Source organism: Luteibacter sp. P4_D7_3 (assembly GCF_056401735.1).
Map to the genome: position 1 here is coordinate 1 of NZ_JBFUIT010000079.1, position 13,936 is coordinate 13,936.

20 protein-coding genes and 1 pseudogene are annotated in these 13,936 nt (G+C 64.1%); 17 read left to right on the forward strand and 4 right to left on the reverse strand.

Annotated features, from left to right (window positions below):
- Both AC1DSN_RS09635 and AC1DSN_RS09640 read left to right on the forward strand, forming a co-directional pair.
- The coding region (locus AC1DSN_RS09635; protein WP_477330474.1) for a sensor histidine kinase at nt 1-1,960 on the forward strand (1,960 nt) is incomplete at its 5' end.
- Complete coding sequence (locus AC1DSN_RS09640) at nt 1,927-2,799, forward strand: hypothetical protein (protein ID WP_477330476.1); 873 nt, start codon at nt 1,927-1,929, stop codon at nt 2,797-2,799. The genes AC1DSN_RS09635 and AC1DSN_RS09640, both read left to right, overlap by 34 nt.
- A gap of 2 nt (nt 2,800-2,801) precedes the next feature.
- Here AC1DSN_RS09640 and AC1DSN_RS09645 read toward each other — a convergent pair whose 3' ends face one another.
- Together AC1DSN_RS09645 and AC1DSN_RS09650 are read right to left on the reverse strand one after the other, a co-directional pair.
- The gene (locus AC1DSN_RS09645) at nt 2,802-3,299 is read right to left on the reverse strand and encodes a hypothetical protein (protein ID WP_213949574.1); all 498 of its coding nucleotides are present in this window, start codon (nt 3,297-3,299) and stop codon (nt 2,802-2,804) included.
- A gap of 104 nt (nt 3,300-3,403) precedes the next feature.
- Nucleotides 3,404-4,210 carry a plasmid replication/partition related protein gene (locus AC1DSN_RS09650; RefSeq protein ID WP_477296425.1) on the reverse strand — a complete coding sequence of 269 codons (807 nt, stop codon included), beginning with the start codon at nt 4,208-4,210 and terminating at the stop codon, nt 3,404-3,406.
- Between the two features lie 214 nt (nt 4,211-4,424).
- On the opposite strand from AC1DSN_RS09650, the gene AC1DSN_RS09655 reads away from it, so the two are divergent.
- The 7 genes from AC1DSN_RS09655 to AC1DSN_RS09685 are packed head-to-tail and all read left to right on the forward strand — an operon-like array spanning nt 4,425 to nt 8,296.
- Complete coding sequence (locus AC1DSN_RS09655) at nt 4,425-5,261, forward strand: DUF2167 domain-containing protein (RefSeq protein WP_477330478.1); 837 nt, start codon at nt 4,425-4,427, stop codon at nt 5,259-5,261.
- Nucleotides 5,262-5,266: 5 nt separating this feature from the next.
- Complete coding sequence (locus tag AC1DSN_RS09660) at nt 5,267-5,983, forward strand: hypothetical protein (protein WP_477296429.1); 717 nt, start codon at nt 5,267-5,269, stop codon at nt 5,981-5,983.
- Nucleotides 5,980-6,309, forward strand: a complete 330-nt coding sequence (locus tag AC1DSN_RS09665) for a J domain-containing protein (protein WP_477296431.1) — start codon at nt 5,980-5,982, stop codon at nt 6,307-6,309. The genes AC1DSN_RS09660 and AC1DSN_RS09665 overlap by 4 nt, the downstream gene beginning before the upstream one ends.
- A gap of 5 nt (nt 6,310-6,314) precedes the next feature.
- The gene (locus tag AC1DSN_RS09670; RefSeq protein ID WP_477330480.1) at nt 6,315-6,695 is read left to right on the forward strand and encodes a hypothetical protein; all 381 of its coding nucleotides are present in this window, start codon (nt 6,315-6,317) and stop codon (nt 6,693-6,695) included.
- Nucleotide 6,696: 1 nt separating this feature from the next.
- Nucleotides 6,697-7,380, forward strand: a complete 684-nt coding sequence (locus AC1DSN_RS09675; RefSeq protein ID WP_477296435.1) for a phytanoyl-CoA dioxygenase family protein — start codon at nt 6,697-6,699, stop codon at nt 7,378-7,380.
- A gap of 46 nt (nt 7,381-7,426) precedes the next feature.
- A complete protein-coding gene (locus AC1DSN_RS09680; protein WP_477296437.1) occupies nt 7,427-7,897 on the forward strand; it encodes a MarR family winged helix-turn-helix transcriptional regulator in 471 nt (156 codons plus the stop codon).
- Between the two features lie 6 nt (nt 7,898-7,903).
- Complete coding sequence (locus tag AC1DSN_RS09685) at nt 7,904-8,296, forward strand: VOC family protein (protein WP_477296439.1); 393 nt, start codon at nt 7,904-7,906, stop codon at nt 8,294-8,296.
- 12 nt (nt 8,297-8,308) lie between these two features.
- Here AC1DSN_RS09685 and AC1DSN_RS09690 read toward each other — a convergent pair whose 3' ends face one another.
- Nucleotides 8,309-8,815, reverse strand: coding sequence for a GNAT family N-acetyltransferase (locus AC1DSN_RS09690; protein WP_477330482.1), 507 nt, complete (start codon nt 8,813-8,815; stop codon nt 8,309-8,311).
- A gap of 162 nt (nt 8,816-8,977) precedes the next feature.
- On the opposite strand from AC1DSN_RS09690, the gene AC1DSN_RS09695 reads away from it, so the two are divergent.
- Complete coding sequence (locus AC1DSN_RS09695; RefSeq protein WP_477299079.1) at nt 8,978-9,265, forward strand: hypothetical protein; 288 nt, start codon at nt 8,978-8,980, stop codon at nt 9,263-9,265.
- A 33-nt stretch (nt 9,266-9,298) separates the two neighbouring features.
- Here the strand turns inward: AC1DSN_RS09695 and AC1DSN_RS09700 are convergent, their stop codons facing one another.
- Nucleotides 9,299-9,490 (reverse strand): hypothetical protein, encoded by a 192-nt coding sequence (locus tag AC1DSN_RS09700; RefSeq protein WP_477299080.1) that lies wholly within the window; start codon nt 9,488-9,490, stop codon nt 9,299-9,301.
- A 206-nt stretch (nt 9,491-9,696) separates the two neighbouring features.
- Between AC1DSN_RS09700 and AC1DSN_RS09705 the strand changes: the two genes are divergently transcribed.
- The 7 genes and pseudogenes from AC1DSN_RS09705 to AC1DSN_RS09735 form a co-directional block, all read left to right on the forward strand.
- The gene (locus tag AC1DSN_RS09705; RefSeq protein ID WP_477330484.1) at nt 9,697-9,981 is read left to right on the forward strand and encodes a hypothetical protein; all 285 of its coding nucleotides are present in this window, start codon (nt 9,697-9,699) and stop codon (nt 9,979-9,981) included.
- 164 nt (nt 9,982-10,145) lie between these two features.
- Nucleotides 10,146-10,355 (forward strand): hypothetical protein, encoded by a 210-nt coding sequence (locus tag AC1DSN_RS09710; protein WP_477330486.1) that lies wholly within the window; start codon nt 10,146-10,148, stop codon nt 10,353-10,355.
- 182 nt (nt 10,356-10,537) lie between these two features.
- Nucleotides 10,538-10,828 (forward strand): hypothetical protein, encoded by a 291-nt coding sequence (locus AC1DSN_RS09715; protein ID WP_477298852.1) that lies wholly within the window; start codon nt 10,538-10,540, stop codon nt 10,826-10,828.
- Nucleotides 10,829-11,409: 581 nt separating this feature from the next.
- On the forward strand, nt 11,410-12,390 hold the full coding sequence (dusA, locus tag AC1DSN_RS09720) for a tRNA dihydrouridine(20/20a) synthase DusA (protein ID WP_477330488.1): 981 nt from the start codon (nt 11,410-11,412) through the stop codon (nt 12,388-12,390).
- A 65-nt stretch (nt 12,391-12,455) separates the two neighbouring features.
- Entirely contained in the window at nt 12,456-12,743 is a 288-nt protein-coding gene (locus tag AC1DSN_RS09725; RefSeq protein WP_063572491.1) for a PepSY domain-containing protein, read from the forward strand.
- Nucleotides 12,743-13,435: a response regulator transcription factor gene (locus tag AC1DSN_RS09730; protein WP_477330490.1), complete on the forward strand. Its 693-nt coding sequence runs from the start codon at nt 12,743-12,745 to the stop codon at nt 13,433-13,435. Before AC1DSN_RS09725 ends, AC1DSN_RS09730 begins: the two co-directional genes overlap by 1 nt.
- Before the next feature lie 56 nt (nt 13,436-13,491).
- Nucleotides 13,492-13,936 (forward strand): annotated as a pseudogene (locus AC1DSN_RS09735) (ATP-binding protein); the annotation flags it as partial.

The following is a 13,936-nucleotide window of genomic DNA, read 5'->3' on the forward strand; positions in this document are numbered from 1 at the left end:
AGGCCACGGYGTCTGGGTCGGCACGAAGAATCGCCCGTTGACGCGTGTAGACGCCACCAGAGTGGATCCGGGCGATTTTCCCGAAGCGATTACGGCGGCATCGCGCGATCGCGAAGGGACCTGGCTGGGCGGGCCGCAAGGGGTGTGGCGCCTGAAGGACGGCGTTCCCGACCGATTCGCACCGCTGCCCGCCGAGGATTACACCGGTGTGCAGGCCATCGTGGGTGACGGCAAGGGTGGTGCGTGGCTGTCGATCAACCGGCCGGGCATCTATCACTTCACCGAGGGCAAATGGGTGCACGACCCGATGCCGACCATCGCCAACGATCCGGCTCCGCTGGTCCTCATGAACGATTCGCAYGGGCGCCTGTGGATGGCCTTCGCCCGCAACACCGTCGTCATTCGCGAATCGGGGCACGATACGGTGCTGGGGCCATCGGATGGCCTGGCCGTCGGCAACGTCACGGCCCTGCTCGAGGATCGCGACGCGGTGTGGTTGGGCGGCGAACTCGGTATCGGCGTGGTCGTCGGCAGGCAGGCACGAACGGTGTCCACGCTGGGAGAACCGTTGCGCGGCGTCTCGGGTCTGGTTCGCGATGCGCGTGGCGATTTCTGGGCGAACACTGCCCAGGGTGTGGCGCGCATCGCCGCCGCTCACATGGCGCGCGCGTTGCAGGATCCGTCGTACCGTCCGCCGGTCAGCCTGTTCGATTCGCTGGACGGCCTTCCCGGCACGCCGGCCCAGTTCCGTCCGTTGCCTACGGCGGTGGTCGCCGACGACGGGCGCCTGTGGTTCGCCACCACCAGTGGCGTCGTTTCGATCGATCCGGCCAACGTGCCGCGCAATCCCTTGCCCCCGCCCGTGTCGATTCGCTCCGTTACCACGGATGCGGGAACCTGGCCTGTGGCTGCCACGGTGGATCTTCCCGCGCACACGGAGCGCCTGCGCATCAGCTATACCGCGACCAGTCTTTCCATGCCCGAGCGCGTACGCTTCCGTTACCGCATGGAGGGTATCGACACGCGTTGGCGTGATGCGGGGACAGAGCGCGAGGCGGTGTATACGGACCCGCCGCCGGGCAGCTATCGGTTCCGCGTCACTGCGGCCAACGAGGACGGCGTGTGGAACGAGGAGGGCGCCTCGATCACGATCGTCGTCGCGCCGACGTTCTTCCAGACGACCTGGTTCGTCGTCATCTGCCTGTTGATCGCGTTCGCCGCGCTTTGGCTCGCCTTCTACCTGCGTATGCGTCGGATGGAAGCGCAGCTACGTGCCCGTTTGCACGAGCGCCACGCCGAGCGCGAACGCATCGCCCGCGAGTTGCACGACACCCTGCTGCAGAGTATCCAGGGCCTGACGATGCGTTTTCAGGCCATCGCCAATCGCGTGCCCGCTGACCAACCGTTGCGGATCGCGATGGAGGGTGCACTGGATCGCGCTGAAGAGGCCCTCGTGGAAGCACGCGATCGCGTGCGTGACCTGCGCGGCCACGCTGGCGAGTCGTTCTCCCTGGATGTCGCGCTTGTCGAGCTGGCGCGTGTCTTCGGCACGGAACACACCGTACCTGTGTTGGTGGAAGCGTCGATCGACATGCGTGACATGGATCCGCTGGCGCGTGACGAACTCTATGGCATCGCGCGGGAGGCCGTGCATAACGCGATCGCCCACGCCGAGGCATCGCGTATCGACGTGGTCATCGAAACGGAGGGTGCCGAGCTGGTGCTGCGCATTCGCGACGACGGGCGCGGCATCGACGACGCCGTGCTCCGTGGCGGTGGGCGAGCCGGTCACTGGGGTTTGCGTGGCATGCAGGAACGCGCCCAGAGCCTCGGCGGCAGCGTGGCCTTCGCGTCACGCGTGGAGGGTGGTACCGACGTGATTGTGCACGTGCCGATGAGCCGGGTTTTTCCTTCGCGCGCCGGTTGGTGGCGTCGCTGGTGGCGCGAGCGCGCGTGGTGAGCGATGGCACGGCACTGGGCGCCTTGATGGCCGCGCTCTGCGCGAGTGATGGATGGCGCGAGGCCGCCGCGTTTGTCGCGCGCGCCGAGGCGATGGACCGACTCGAGCTTCATCTGGTCGGGGCGCCCGAGGGCGGTGAGCGCGACCGCGCCGAGCGGTTGGTCGACGTGATGGCATCGATCGATGGCGGCCTCTTCGAGGTCCTTCGCGAGCAGATCCGCCTTGGCGAAGGCCGTCGGGCACTAGAGCGCTGGATCGGTGGCGCGGTATTGCCCGGCCAGCACTACGATGCGCTGGACGGCTTGCTTGCGGGCATCCTTGCTATCGACGAGCCCGCGATCGCTCCCCCGGTGTCGCCGCCCGAGATGGTGTTCTATCAGCCCACCCCGGCGCGGCATATCGTCGACGGCATCCGGCGTGCCGCGATTTCGTCGGCGGATGTCGTACTGGACCTGGGCTCGGGCCTTGGCCACGTGCCGATGCTGGTGCATATGCTCACCGGGGCTTGCACGCGCGGCGTGGAGCGTGTGCCCGCGTACGTCGATAGCTCAACGCGGGCCGCGTCGGCCCTGGGCCTGGAGGGCGTGAGCTTCGAGGCGGGCGACGCCCGCGACGCGGACCTGGCCGGCGTCGACGTGTTCTATCTCTTCACGCCTTTCCTGGGCACCGTGCTTCGTGACGTGCTGGCCCGGATCGAGGCCGAGGCGGCTTCAAGGCCGGTGCGGGTGATCGTGCTCGGGCCATGCGCGCGCACGTTCGCCCGGATGGCGTGGTTACGAAGCGACGATCCCGATCCGTCGGCGACGGATCGCATCGTGGTGTTTCGTTCCCGGCCTTAGGCTTACCAGCGCCCGCGACCGCCCCCGAAGTTGTTGTTCATGCCGCCGACGGAGATGCTGACGCCGCCGGTCGGGTGCTCGCAACTGCCGAAGGCCTGGCTGAGGCTGACCGCGCCGCCCTGGTAGCTGCCGCTGCCGCCATGGCTGGCACTGACCACGCCGGTGGTGAGGCTGCCGTGGACCTGGGGCTTGTTATAGGTGGCGTCGTCGCAGCGCGGCACGCCACTGTCGGTCTCGGTGTTGGCCATGCGGCCGCTGGTGTCGCCGTAGTAGGCACCCGGGGGGTCTTTCGGGCGGGTGGGGGTGACCGCCACGCTGCCGCCGTTCTTCGGTGCGGTGCCGGCAACGCTGCTGGCCGCCGCAGGGGCGGCTGCCGTGCTGCTGGCCGGTGCGGGCACATAGTCGGCGGGCAGTCGCAGGTTCAGGGGCTTGCTGGTGTCCTGCGCCCATGTGGACGTGGCGGCGAGGGAGAGGGCGGCGAGGACGATGATGGCTTTCATGGGAGCGCTCCGGGGACAGACTCTCGAACGCTCGAGAGCGCGTCCGGTGTACCGGCCTTTGATCGCCGGATGYCGGTCGGAGTTCCCGGCCGGCACGGTTCACCTTACTCCGCGAGCGCTTCGTCGGCGTCCTCGGGCACGCTTTCGCCCAGGCGGGCGCGCAGGGCGTCGATCTCGCGGCGAAGGTTGCGATTCTCGGCTTCCAGGTCGGCCACCTGCTCGCGCAAGGCCATGACATCGTCCGAGGGCTTCTCCCGGGGCTTCCGTTTGGACTCACGCACCCGCTTGGCGGCCTGCTTCAGCTCATCGTCGCCTCCGGTGGCGGCCGCGCGCTGCTCGTCCTCAGGCAGGCTGGCCACCGCGGCGGCCGCGCTGATCGAGAGGGCGCCGGACTTCACTGCGGCGACCACCTCGGGGGCAGCTTCCTTGCGGATCTTCTCGATCATGCCGACCTGGTTGCTGCTGATCCGCGCCTCGCGGGCGATGTCCTTGCGGCTATCGGCCGGTGCGGTCTTGGGCGGCTTGGGGGCAGCCGGCTGAGCATCGGTGGTGTCGAAGGGCACGTCCGACTCGGCCAGCTGCGCCCGGCGCTCGGCAAGGATCTCGCGCTTGCGCAGCGCGAGCACGCCGCGCTGGAAGTCCGACACGCTGCGCCGGCCCAGGTGTTGCTCGATCATCCACAGGTGGACATCGTCGATCGAGCGGAAACGCTCGTTCTGTACGGTCTGGAAGGGAATGTCGTGCTTGCGGCAGATGCCGTAGCGGTTGTGGCCGTCGACCAGGGTGTCGCCCCAGAGCACCAGCGCGTCGCGGCAGCCCTCGGCGAGCAGACTGCGCTCCAGCGACTCGTACTCGTCGGGTGTCAGCGGGTCGATGTAAGCCTTGAGTTCTTCGTTGACGACGATGTGCATGAGGAGCTGCCCTGTAAACCACAACCCTCCATTCTACCGGAAGCCCCCGGAAGGGGCGGGGGCTTCGGTGCGTCCGATTCCCTCCGGCCGGCTTTTGTTGCAAACTTATAACTGTCGTGACAGGGGCTTCCACGACCCATGAAGGACACCGGATTCGCGCCACGGCGCGCGTCTGATCGCGCTTGCGCTCGGCGCACGGTTTGGGAAGAACACGATGACTGGATTTGCAAGGAAGTTGGCAGCCGCGCTCGCGCTGTCGTTGGTGGCACTCGCCGCGCAGGCTTCTCCGGTATCGGAGCTGCCCTGGAAGTTCGGCCCCACCAAGGTGCAGGTCGGATCGCAAGCGACGCTGGACGTACCCAAGGGCTATGCCTTCCTCGACCCGGAAGGCACCAGGCGGCTCAACGAGTTGATGCATAACCCGCCGCACCAGGCCGACAGGTATACGCTTGCCCCGGACAACAAGGCGTGGWTCGCCTTCTTTACCTACGAGGATGTCGGGTATGTGAAGGACGACGAAAAGCTCGATGCCGACGACATCCTGAAGAATGTCCGCGAGGGTACCGAGCAGAGCAACAAGGAACGCCGTTCGCGCGGCTGGGACACGCTCACTGTCATTGGCTGGAAGAATCCACCGAAGTACGACAACGAGCTGAAGTCCCTCGCCTGGTCGTTCGTTGCGCGCGAAGACAAGTCGCAGGCCGAAGTGGTGAACTACAACACGCGTATTCTCGGACGCGGTGGCGTGATGAACGTCGTCCTCGTCGCCGACCCGAATGCGCTCACCACGGCCGTCGATCAGTTCAAGGGCACGATGGGTGGCTTCACGTTCGCACCGGGCCAGGCGTACACCGATTTCCATAGTGGCGACAAGGTCGCCGAATACGGTCTTGCTGCGCTGATCACCGGAGGCGTCGCCGCCGTCGCCGCGAAGAAGGGTTTCTTCGCGATCATCGGCACGTTCCTCGCTGCGGCGTGGAAATTCATCCTGATCGGCTTTGCCGCAGTGAGCGGAGCGATCAAGCGCTTGTTCACCCGCAAGGCGAAATAGGCGACATGCTCCTTTCACCCTGGTGGCTGTTGTTCGGCGTCGCAGGCATGTATGTCTACGACGCCGTCCTGCTGCTGTACCACAACGAAGTCGTCTTCTTCGAGCGACGCGATGGCACGTGGTCATTCTCGGCGGGCTCGGAGTTCGAGCTTGGTGGAAGGCACGTCTACGTTCCCGCTCTACTGGCGCCGCAGCGTGCCCTACTTCGTCTGCGGTGGTCATCGTTGCAGACACCACCATTGGCCCGGCCGTCGCCGCGTGGCCTTCGTGCATGGCGAATCGGCGTCGCGGCATCGGCGACGCCGGTGATGTTGCTGGTCGTGGTTTTCGCCGCGCTTCCCGTCGTGCTGCTGGGCTCCGCCTTCGTGTTGCTCGGTTGGATGATCGTGCTGTATGCGGCCATCGTCTTCGCCGTCTCGCGCGTGTGGCGCCTTCGAAACGTCACCGGTCTGGGCGGCAAGGAGTGCGCGAGCATCGCTTCCGATGCGCTCCTGTGCGCGCCCTATGCACTCGATCTGGTGCGCAAACAGGGTCTGCGCGTCGCCGATCGCTTCGACCTCGTTTCCACCGCGCACCGGCTGCTGGATGCCAGCGAGCGGGCCCGCCTTGCCGACACTATCCGTGCCAAGCTCCATCGGCAAATGGACATCGAAGACACGGACAGCGAGCGTCACGCTCAGCTGACGACCTATCTCCACCAGATCGAAGGCGCGCTAGCATGACCCTGGTCGACATCATCGTTATCGCGGTCTGCCTGGCGATCGGCTACAAGTTCGTTTCGGCGATGATGAGCAAGTCGGACGAGCCAACGAGCGAAGGTCATCGCCCCGTACCGCCGAACCTGTTTCAGCGCCAGCTGCCCTGGTATGACGTGCTTGGCGTGGCGCGCGATGCGACTCATGAGCAGATCGTCAGTGCCTACCGGGCGCGGATGAGCGAGTACCACCCGGATAAAGTGGCCAACCTCGGCCCGGACATCCGTGCGCTGGCCGAGCAGAAGGCGAAAGAAATCAACGCGGCTTACGCGGAAGCGACAGCCGGACGCTGACGTCCATGAAGGAACACCATCGGGGGTGTATGACGATGCAAATGACGGGTGATACTGCGATCTTCTATATGTACCTGATGGTCGTTTCGGTGTTCGGCCAATTGGCGCTGCTCAGTCTGCAGCTGATTGCGTACGCACGTTCCCGACACACGAGCCTTCTCTTACTGGCTGCTGGGAGCTTCATTGCATTTGTCCAGGCAATCGTTGGATTGCCCTGGGTGCATCTTGGATCGTTGACACGCATCCTTTCGACCATGTCGCAACCTGCCGGCATCGCGGTTTTCTTGACCCTGCAGTTTCTGCTGGGCCTTTCCGGCGTCGTGTGGCTGCTTAACGAGTTCGTTCGGCTGAGCCGACTCGAACGTTCGATAGCGGCGAGCCCCTGACGTGAGCGCGTCACCCAGTGAGTCTCTGGCAGGCTCTGGGTTCTTCCGCGACGGATTCACGATCCTGTCGCCCCTCCTTACGAGTGAAGCATGTGATGCGCTGCTCGCCGCTGTCGAAGCTGCGCCGCTGACGGGTGCCGGCTCACGAAAGCTTTTGTCGCTGGATGCCGTTGCATCGCTCGGACGCTGGCTGGCGAATAGTCCGCCGATCGCAGCGCTGCTTCCGGCCGGTGCGCAAGCAGTCCAGTGCACGTTGTTTTCCAAATCCGATGGGTCCACGTGGTCGGTGACGCCGCATCAGGACCTGAGCATTCCGGTTCGTAACCGCCGTGACGTGGCCGGTTGGTCTGGTTGGTCGCGCAAGGAAGGCGTGTGGTTCGTTCAGCCGCCCGTGGCCGTGCTTGAACAGATGGTGGCGGTGCGACTGCAGCTCGACGACAACGCTGCGGATACAGGGCCCCTGGAAGTCGTACCCGGCACGCACGTGTTAGGGCGACTGTCGAGCGAGGCTCTCCGGGCCGCGGCTGCGGCAGGCAAGGTGCCCTGTGTGGTCGAGCGCGGCGGTGTCGTTGTGTTGCGGCCGTTGCTGATCCATTCGTCGGCAAAGGGGCGCTCGCCGGGGAGCCGCCGGGTGCTCCATTTTCTTTATGGGCCGCCCCTGCCAGAGCACTTGCGGAGGGGTTGATAGTCAACTAAATTGACTATCAACCCCGTTGATGAGGTGCGCAGTCGTGTCCCATGATCAACCCGCCTGGTATGAAGACATCGTCGTGCCTGCGCTACTCAGGCATGCCCGCGGTACCTACGCCACGGCCATGCGCGGCGCGCTCGACGAAGCCGGCTACGACGATATCCCCGAAAACGGCCTCTACGTAATCGGTGGACTGGCGAAGGGCGCCGGCGACGTGCCGCTGGGTCGCTTGGTCCAGGAGCTTCGCGTCTCCAAGCAGGCGGCCGGGCAGCTCGTCGATACCTTGGTCACTCGCGGGTACCTCGCGCGTGAAGGCGATCCCGTCGATCGCCGCAAGCTGGTCATCACGTTGACCGAACGCGGTCGTGACGCTGCAGCCGTGCAAGGCGCCGCACGSGACCGGATCGACGCGGACCTTCACGCCCGTATTGGTGAAAGCGGCCTTCGAAGTCTGAAACGAGGCCTCGCTGCCCTGGTGGAGATCGGACGCAAGGATCGCGAGTCGGCCTGACCTGGCATGTCCAACGAGGAGAACGAGGTGACGATGGAAACCGTAGAGATCAAGGCCTTCGTGCCTGCGAAAGATTTCGAGTTGTCGAAACGCTTCTACAGAGACGTCGGATTCACGGTGGCGTGGTCGTCCGACGACCTGGCTTATCTCAGGGCAGGGGAGACCAGCTTTCTTCTGCAGAATTTCTACGTCAAGGAACACGCCGAGAACGTCATGATGCACATGCTCGTCGTCGACGTGGAAGCCTGGTGGCAACATGTGCTGGCGCACGACATCGCCAAGCGCTACGGCGTGCGCGTCGTGCCGCCGGCGAACCAACCCTGGGGCATGCGCGACTTCGTGCTGATCGACCCTACCGGTGTGCTATGGCGCATTGCTCAGAACATCGAGGTGGCCTGAGCCTCGAGCGACTTACGGAAGGCGCTCGAACTTCGTCACCGTCGATCCCTTGTAGGACGCCTCGCCGAACGCCCGGTAGCCCAGCCGTTCCGCCACCCGAATCGAGGGAACATTCTCGGGATTGATGATGCAAACGGTGCGTCCTGTCTCGCGATGCGCGAAGAACCAGTCGTGCGCGGCCTGCACGGCTTCGGTGGCGTAGCCTTTTCCTTGTGCGGACCGTGCGAGCACCCAGGCCGCTTCCGGAAAGGGATCGAAGTCGTCACCGAGGTCGCGGTGAAAGGTTGCGAGTCCGACGTCGCCGACGAAGCGACCACCCTCTTTCTCCCGCACGGTGAACAGACCGTGCCCGTAGGCGGACCAGTGACCAATGTTCCGTAGCAGCTTGATCCAGGTGTCCTCGGATGCCGCGGGGCCGCCGATGAAATGCATGACCTCCGGATCGGTTCGCGCTGCATGGCAGTCGTCGAAATCGGAAACGGACGTGGGACTGAGGATCAGGCGTTCGGTAACGATCATGGCGCTTTGAATTCGCTCGGATGAAAGTGGTCTCAGTCTAAGCGTGTTCACGGCCCGGGCGCGAGTGGAGCACCAGTTGCCGATTCGATGAGGATCGGAAAGAATCGGATCTCACCCCGCATGCCGGGGTCGCCTGTCATTCAACAAGGAAGGGGAACGCATATGACACCACGCATGTGGTTTGCACTGGTCCTGCGCTATCTCGGCGCCGCGTCGATCATGAGTGCCATCAGCTATCTGGTGACCGCGTACGACACACAGAAGGGCCTCAATTCGGGAAGCCTGAACGTATTGGCAGAAATCAATCACGCGGTCGTGGAGACGATCATGGGGCTGGCACTGCTGTTCTTCGCCGATCGCATTTCGGCCTTCTTCGTCCCCGCCTTAAGAGCGGCGCCGCCGAGTAGCGATGTCACCGCTCCCAAGCCCACGGTCGAGGCGGGAGAGTGACGCCGCCATATCACGACTCGACGGCATAGCGTTCTACATGCGTCGCGCATCGCTCGCAAACCGCTTGAGGATCAGCGCGAAGAGAAAGGCGACGAAGGCGGCGTAGGCGTACTGGCCTCTCGCCACACCCGTTCCATAGGGAAACCATATCCCCGGAACGCCTAGCGCGTTGAACTCGGTCGCGAACAAGCCTATGCCGACCAGGATGGCGCAAAGCGCTGCCATGCCACCGTCCACGCTGCCAACGCGAGCGGCGTATCCATATCGCCATCGACGCTGACTTTCATCCGGTACTCATGGGTCTGCCACGAGTCTAAGCGACCAGTCGCGGGGCCAGCCATACCTCGCCTCCCGACATGACGCCTGCATTTACAACGTTGCCGAATCGACGGCATGATCTGCCCGGGCTAGGAGAAGGCTAGGGTTGGCTGATGAGTGACGATGGTGATTTGGTCGAACCTTGCAGGGCGTTGGATGCCTCAATCGGTACTCCCCTGAAGGCCCGCCTGATCGCCGAGATTCCCGTGCAGCGCGTCGATATGAGGGCGGGTGATGGCAGCAGCCGCCCCGCCGTGGGTGACATCGTCGAGCTTGACCATGGGTTCACCGGGCCAAACGGCGAGTCGATGGGCATCGTTGTCTGTTTCAACGACGACAGAAGTGTTCGCTGGGTCGCAGATGTCATGGACTCGGAGATCGAGTTGATACCGCTATGACACCGACCGATATCTTGCGACGCGCGGTGGCGTATCTGGCTGGCGCCACATGCCTGTGGCGAGTACTCGGCGCCTGCCTAGATGCCTTCAGGGCGAATGGCGCACCGCTCGTGACCRCATTCATCTGCGCCGTGTTGGGCCCTCTCGGCGTCGGTCTGCTATGCATGCATCGACTGGCGCGCCGCATTGCCGCTTGGCTTTGCCTGCTTGTCGCCATCATGCTTCCCATCGGGGCGATCAATCCCTTTAGCGCCATGGAACTGGAGCCTGCCACACCGAGCCTGGCCAGTATCCTGCTGTGGCTGGTTCCCGCTGTCGTCGGTCTGATTATCATGGCCTGGGCTCTGGACCCGCCCCGTCAGCTTCAAGAATGAGCAATAGGCCGGACAATTTCTTGTTATTCGGCCCGGAACAGAATGGGGGCGGTATCCGATGAGGTCACGATTCTGGACGGCTCTGCTGTCCATGTTTATCTGCGGGAGCACCTGCGCTTCGGTAGTGCAAGTCCGCGTGTAATTTCCTGCATCTTCCGACAAACGAAGCAAAGCGGCTGGGGGTGATCGACAAGATAACCGTCGAGGTTTCGTGCGGCTCGATATCGGCACTGCAAAACGTCCCCGAGCTCTACGACATTGGCATGGGGTACGACATTCCGTCGATTAACACGCTCAACGCTGAGCCCAGGCTTGGCGCGTCCGCCGTTGATATTTCGAAGTGGAACGACGTCGTCGGTGTTCGTCTCCCGTCGGATCCGGACGCCCGGTCTTGCTTCAACGTAAAGGTCACGGTTGAAGGTCGATCGGGCGCCAAACAGGTGTGGCATGGACGGCAACTTGGGTTGCCGTGATGGCACTTAAGGGATTCATTGCAGCCTACTGGCAGTTTGTCGTGGGCAATCGCAAGCGCACGGGTTACGTACTGATCGGGGTGCCTCTGGCGCTCCTGGTGCTCTGGCTGGTTGACGTGCATCCCGTCCTATTTGATCCGGTACCCGCCGTGGGTATCGTCACGGCTACGCAGTGCGCAGGGAAGACACCGACGTTCGACTACCGGTTCGAAGTAAGTGGCAATGTGTATGTCGGCCGGGGACACGCAAAAATACTTCCAGACAGTTGCAGTGACACGTGGAATGGAGCCCCGGTCGAGGTGACCTATCTCCGAGATTACCCATCAGTGAGCATAGGAGGGAGCATGAGCGCATGGTGGGGAAATCTGGGATGGTTGACCCTATTCGGTTGCGCGGTCGTGGGGCCCTTTGTCTTGCTGCTGATGTTCCTGCGAGAACGAGTCGATGGATGAACATGTGACGCATACGCGCTTTCGGTCCGGCGTTACGCTACTGGTTCCTTATGTGTCCGACTCGGTAGGTGTCAACGCGCGATCCCGTGTCGTCCGATGGCAATTCCCCGAACCGGCTAAAATGCCGCCATGCAACCCACTCCCCCCTCAGCCTTCCGCCTCACCGTCGCCCCCATGATGGACTGGACAGATCGTCACTGCCGGTACTTTCACCGCCTGCTGTCCCCCCATGCCCGGCTCTACACCGAGATGGTGACCAGCGCGGCCCTCGTGCGCGGCAACCAGATCCGCCTCCTCGAGCACAGCCACGAGGAGCATCCCGTGGCCCTGCAGCTGGGTGGCAGCGATCCGGTGGAGCTGGCCAAGGCGGCCGTGATGGGCGCTGAGGCCGGGTATGACGAGATCAACCTCAACGTGGGCTGCCCGTCGGACCGCGTGCAGTCGGGCAAATTTGGCGCCTGCCTCATGCGCGAACCGGCCCTGGTGGGCGAGTGCGTCCGGGCCATGGCCGAGGTCGTCGACGTCCCTGTCACGGTGAAGTGCCGCATCGGCGTGGACGACCAGGACGAATATGCCGACCTACAGCGTTTCACCACCACCATGATCGAAGCCGGGGTGGGCATCCTCGTCGTGCACGCTCGCAAGGCATGGCTCGAAGGTCTCAGCCCCAAAGAGAATCGGGAGATTCCCCCGCTGGACTATGAGCGCGTCTACCGCCTGAAGCGCGAATTCCCCGAGCTCACGGTCGTCATCAATGGCGGCATCACCACCGTCGAGGCGGTCCGCGAGCATCTGAGCCAAGTGGACGGTGTGATGATCGGCCGCGCGGCCTACCACGACCCCTTCGTACTGGCGAAGCTGGAAGCTGACCTCTATGGCACGCCGCTGCCGGATCGCGGGGCGGTGCTGGAGCGCATGCGTATCTATATCGAGGCCGAACTGGCGCGGGGCGGCCAGCTCAAGCACATTACCCGGCACATTCTGGGGCTCTACCAGGGTGAGCCGGGCGCGCGCGGCTTCCGCCGTCACCTGAGCGAAGGCGCCCACCTTCCGGGTGCCGATTGGAGCCTGATCGAGGCCGCTATGGCGCCACTTCGCCAGGCAGCCTGATTTCGTTCAGCTTCGGGCTGGTCGGGCGTGGGCATGATCGRCCGACCAGTCTTTCTGCGCCAGACATGAAAATCACGTTTCGTCCGCTATTTTTCGCCGCACTTTGCCTTGCGTCGCCCTTTGCCGTGCAGGCCGACCAGTCTCTGACGCTGGAGCAGGCGGTGAGCAAGGTGCAAAAAGACACCGGGGGCAAGGTGTTGTCAGCGGATACGCGGCTCGTCGAGCGCGGCCGCTTTACCGAATACCGGGTCAAAGTGCTCACGCTGGACGGTCACGTCCGCGTGGTACCGATCCGAACCGAAACTGCCAAGCCCCTGGACGCGAGCGCCGGGGATAACAAGGAGAAACATTGATGCGAATCCTGCTTGTAGAGGATGAGGCCCCGCTGCGCGAGACCCTCGCCGCGCGCCTGAAGCGCGACGGCTTCGCCGTGGATGCCGCCCAGGATGGCGAAGAAGGGCTGTACCTGGGTCGCGAGGTGCCGTTCGACCTGGCCATCATCGACCTGGGTCTGCCCAAGCTGTCGGGCATGGATCTGGTCAAGGCCCTGCGCGAGCACGGCCAGCGCTACCCGATCCTGATCCTCACCGCCCGGGGTAGCTGGCAGGACAAGGTCGAAGGCCTCAAGCACGGCGCCGACGACTACTTGGTCAAGCCGTTCCACGTCGAGGAACTGCTGGCCCGCATCAACGCCCTGGTCCGTCGCGCAAGCGGCTGGTCCAAGCCGGTGCTGGCCTGCGGCCCGATCAAGCTGGATACCACGGCGCAGACGGTGACGGTCGAAGGCCGCCAGGTCGACCTCACCAGCTACGAATACAAGGTGCTGGAATACCTGATGCTGCATGCAGGCGAGTTGGTCTCCAAGGCCGACCTCACCGAGCACATCTACCAGCAGGACTTCGATCGCGACTCCAACGTGCTGGAGGTCTTCATTGGCCGCCTGCGCCGCAAGCTGGACCCGGAAAGCGTGCTCAAGCCCATCGAGACCGTGCGTGGCCGCGGCTATCGTTTCGCCATCCCGCGTAACGAAGCGGACGAAGATTGATCCATCCGGGGGCGGCGCGATCGAGACGTCGCGCCGCCCCGAGGTAAGCTCGAAGCATGGACAACGCTTCATCCACCAAACGTCGGCCTCTTTCGCTGGCCGCGCGCGCGGCGCTGGCGACTGGTTTCGCGCTCGCTGCCTTCCTGGGCCTGACCGGTCTGGCGCAGAACAAGGCGAACTACGCCTCTGAGCTGTCGGCCATGCACGACCGGCTGCACAACTACGCCATCGCCTATATCACCGGCACGGACACGACCCGCGCCGGCAAGGTCACTACGCCGGATAGCCAGCCCAATCCCGATTTTTCGCGTCCGGGCTCGGGTCTGTACGCCATCATCGTGGGCAACGATGGGTTTCGTTGGGAGTCGTCGTCGGCCCTGGGTCGCGACTTCGATTTCGTGCGCATGCTGTCGCCCGGCGAGACCGCGTTCGAACCGGTCGAGACGCGTAGCGGCAAGCTCTATGTCTTCAGCTACGGTGTATCGCTGGATACCACCGACA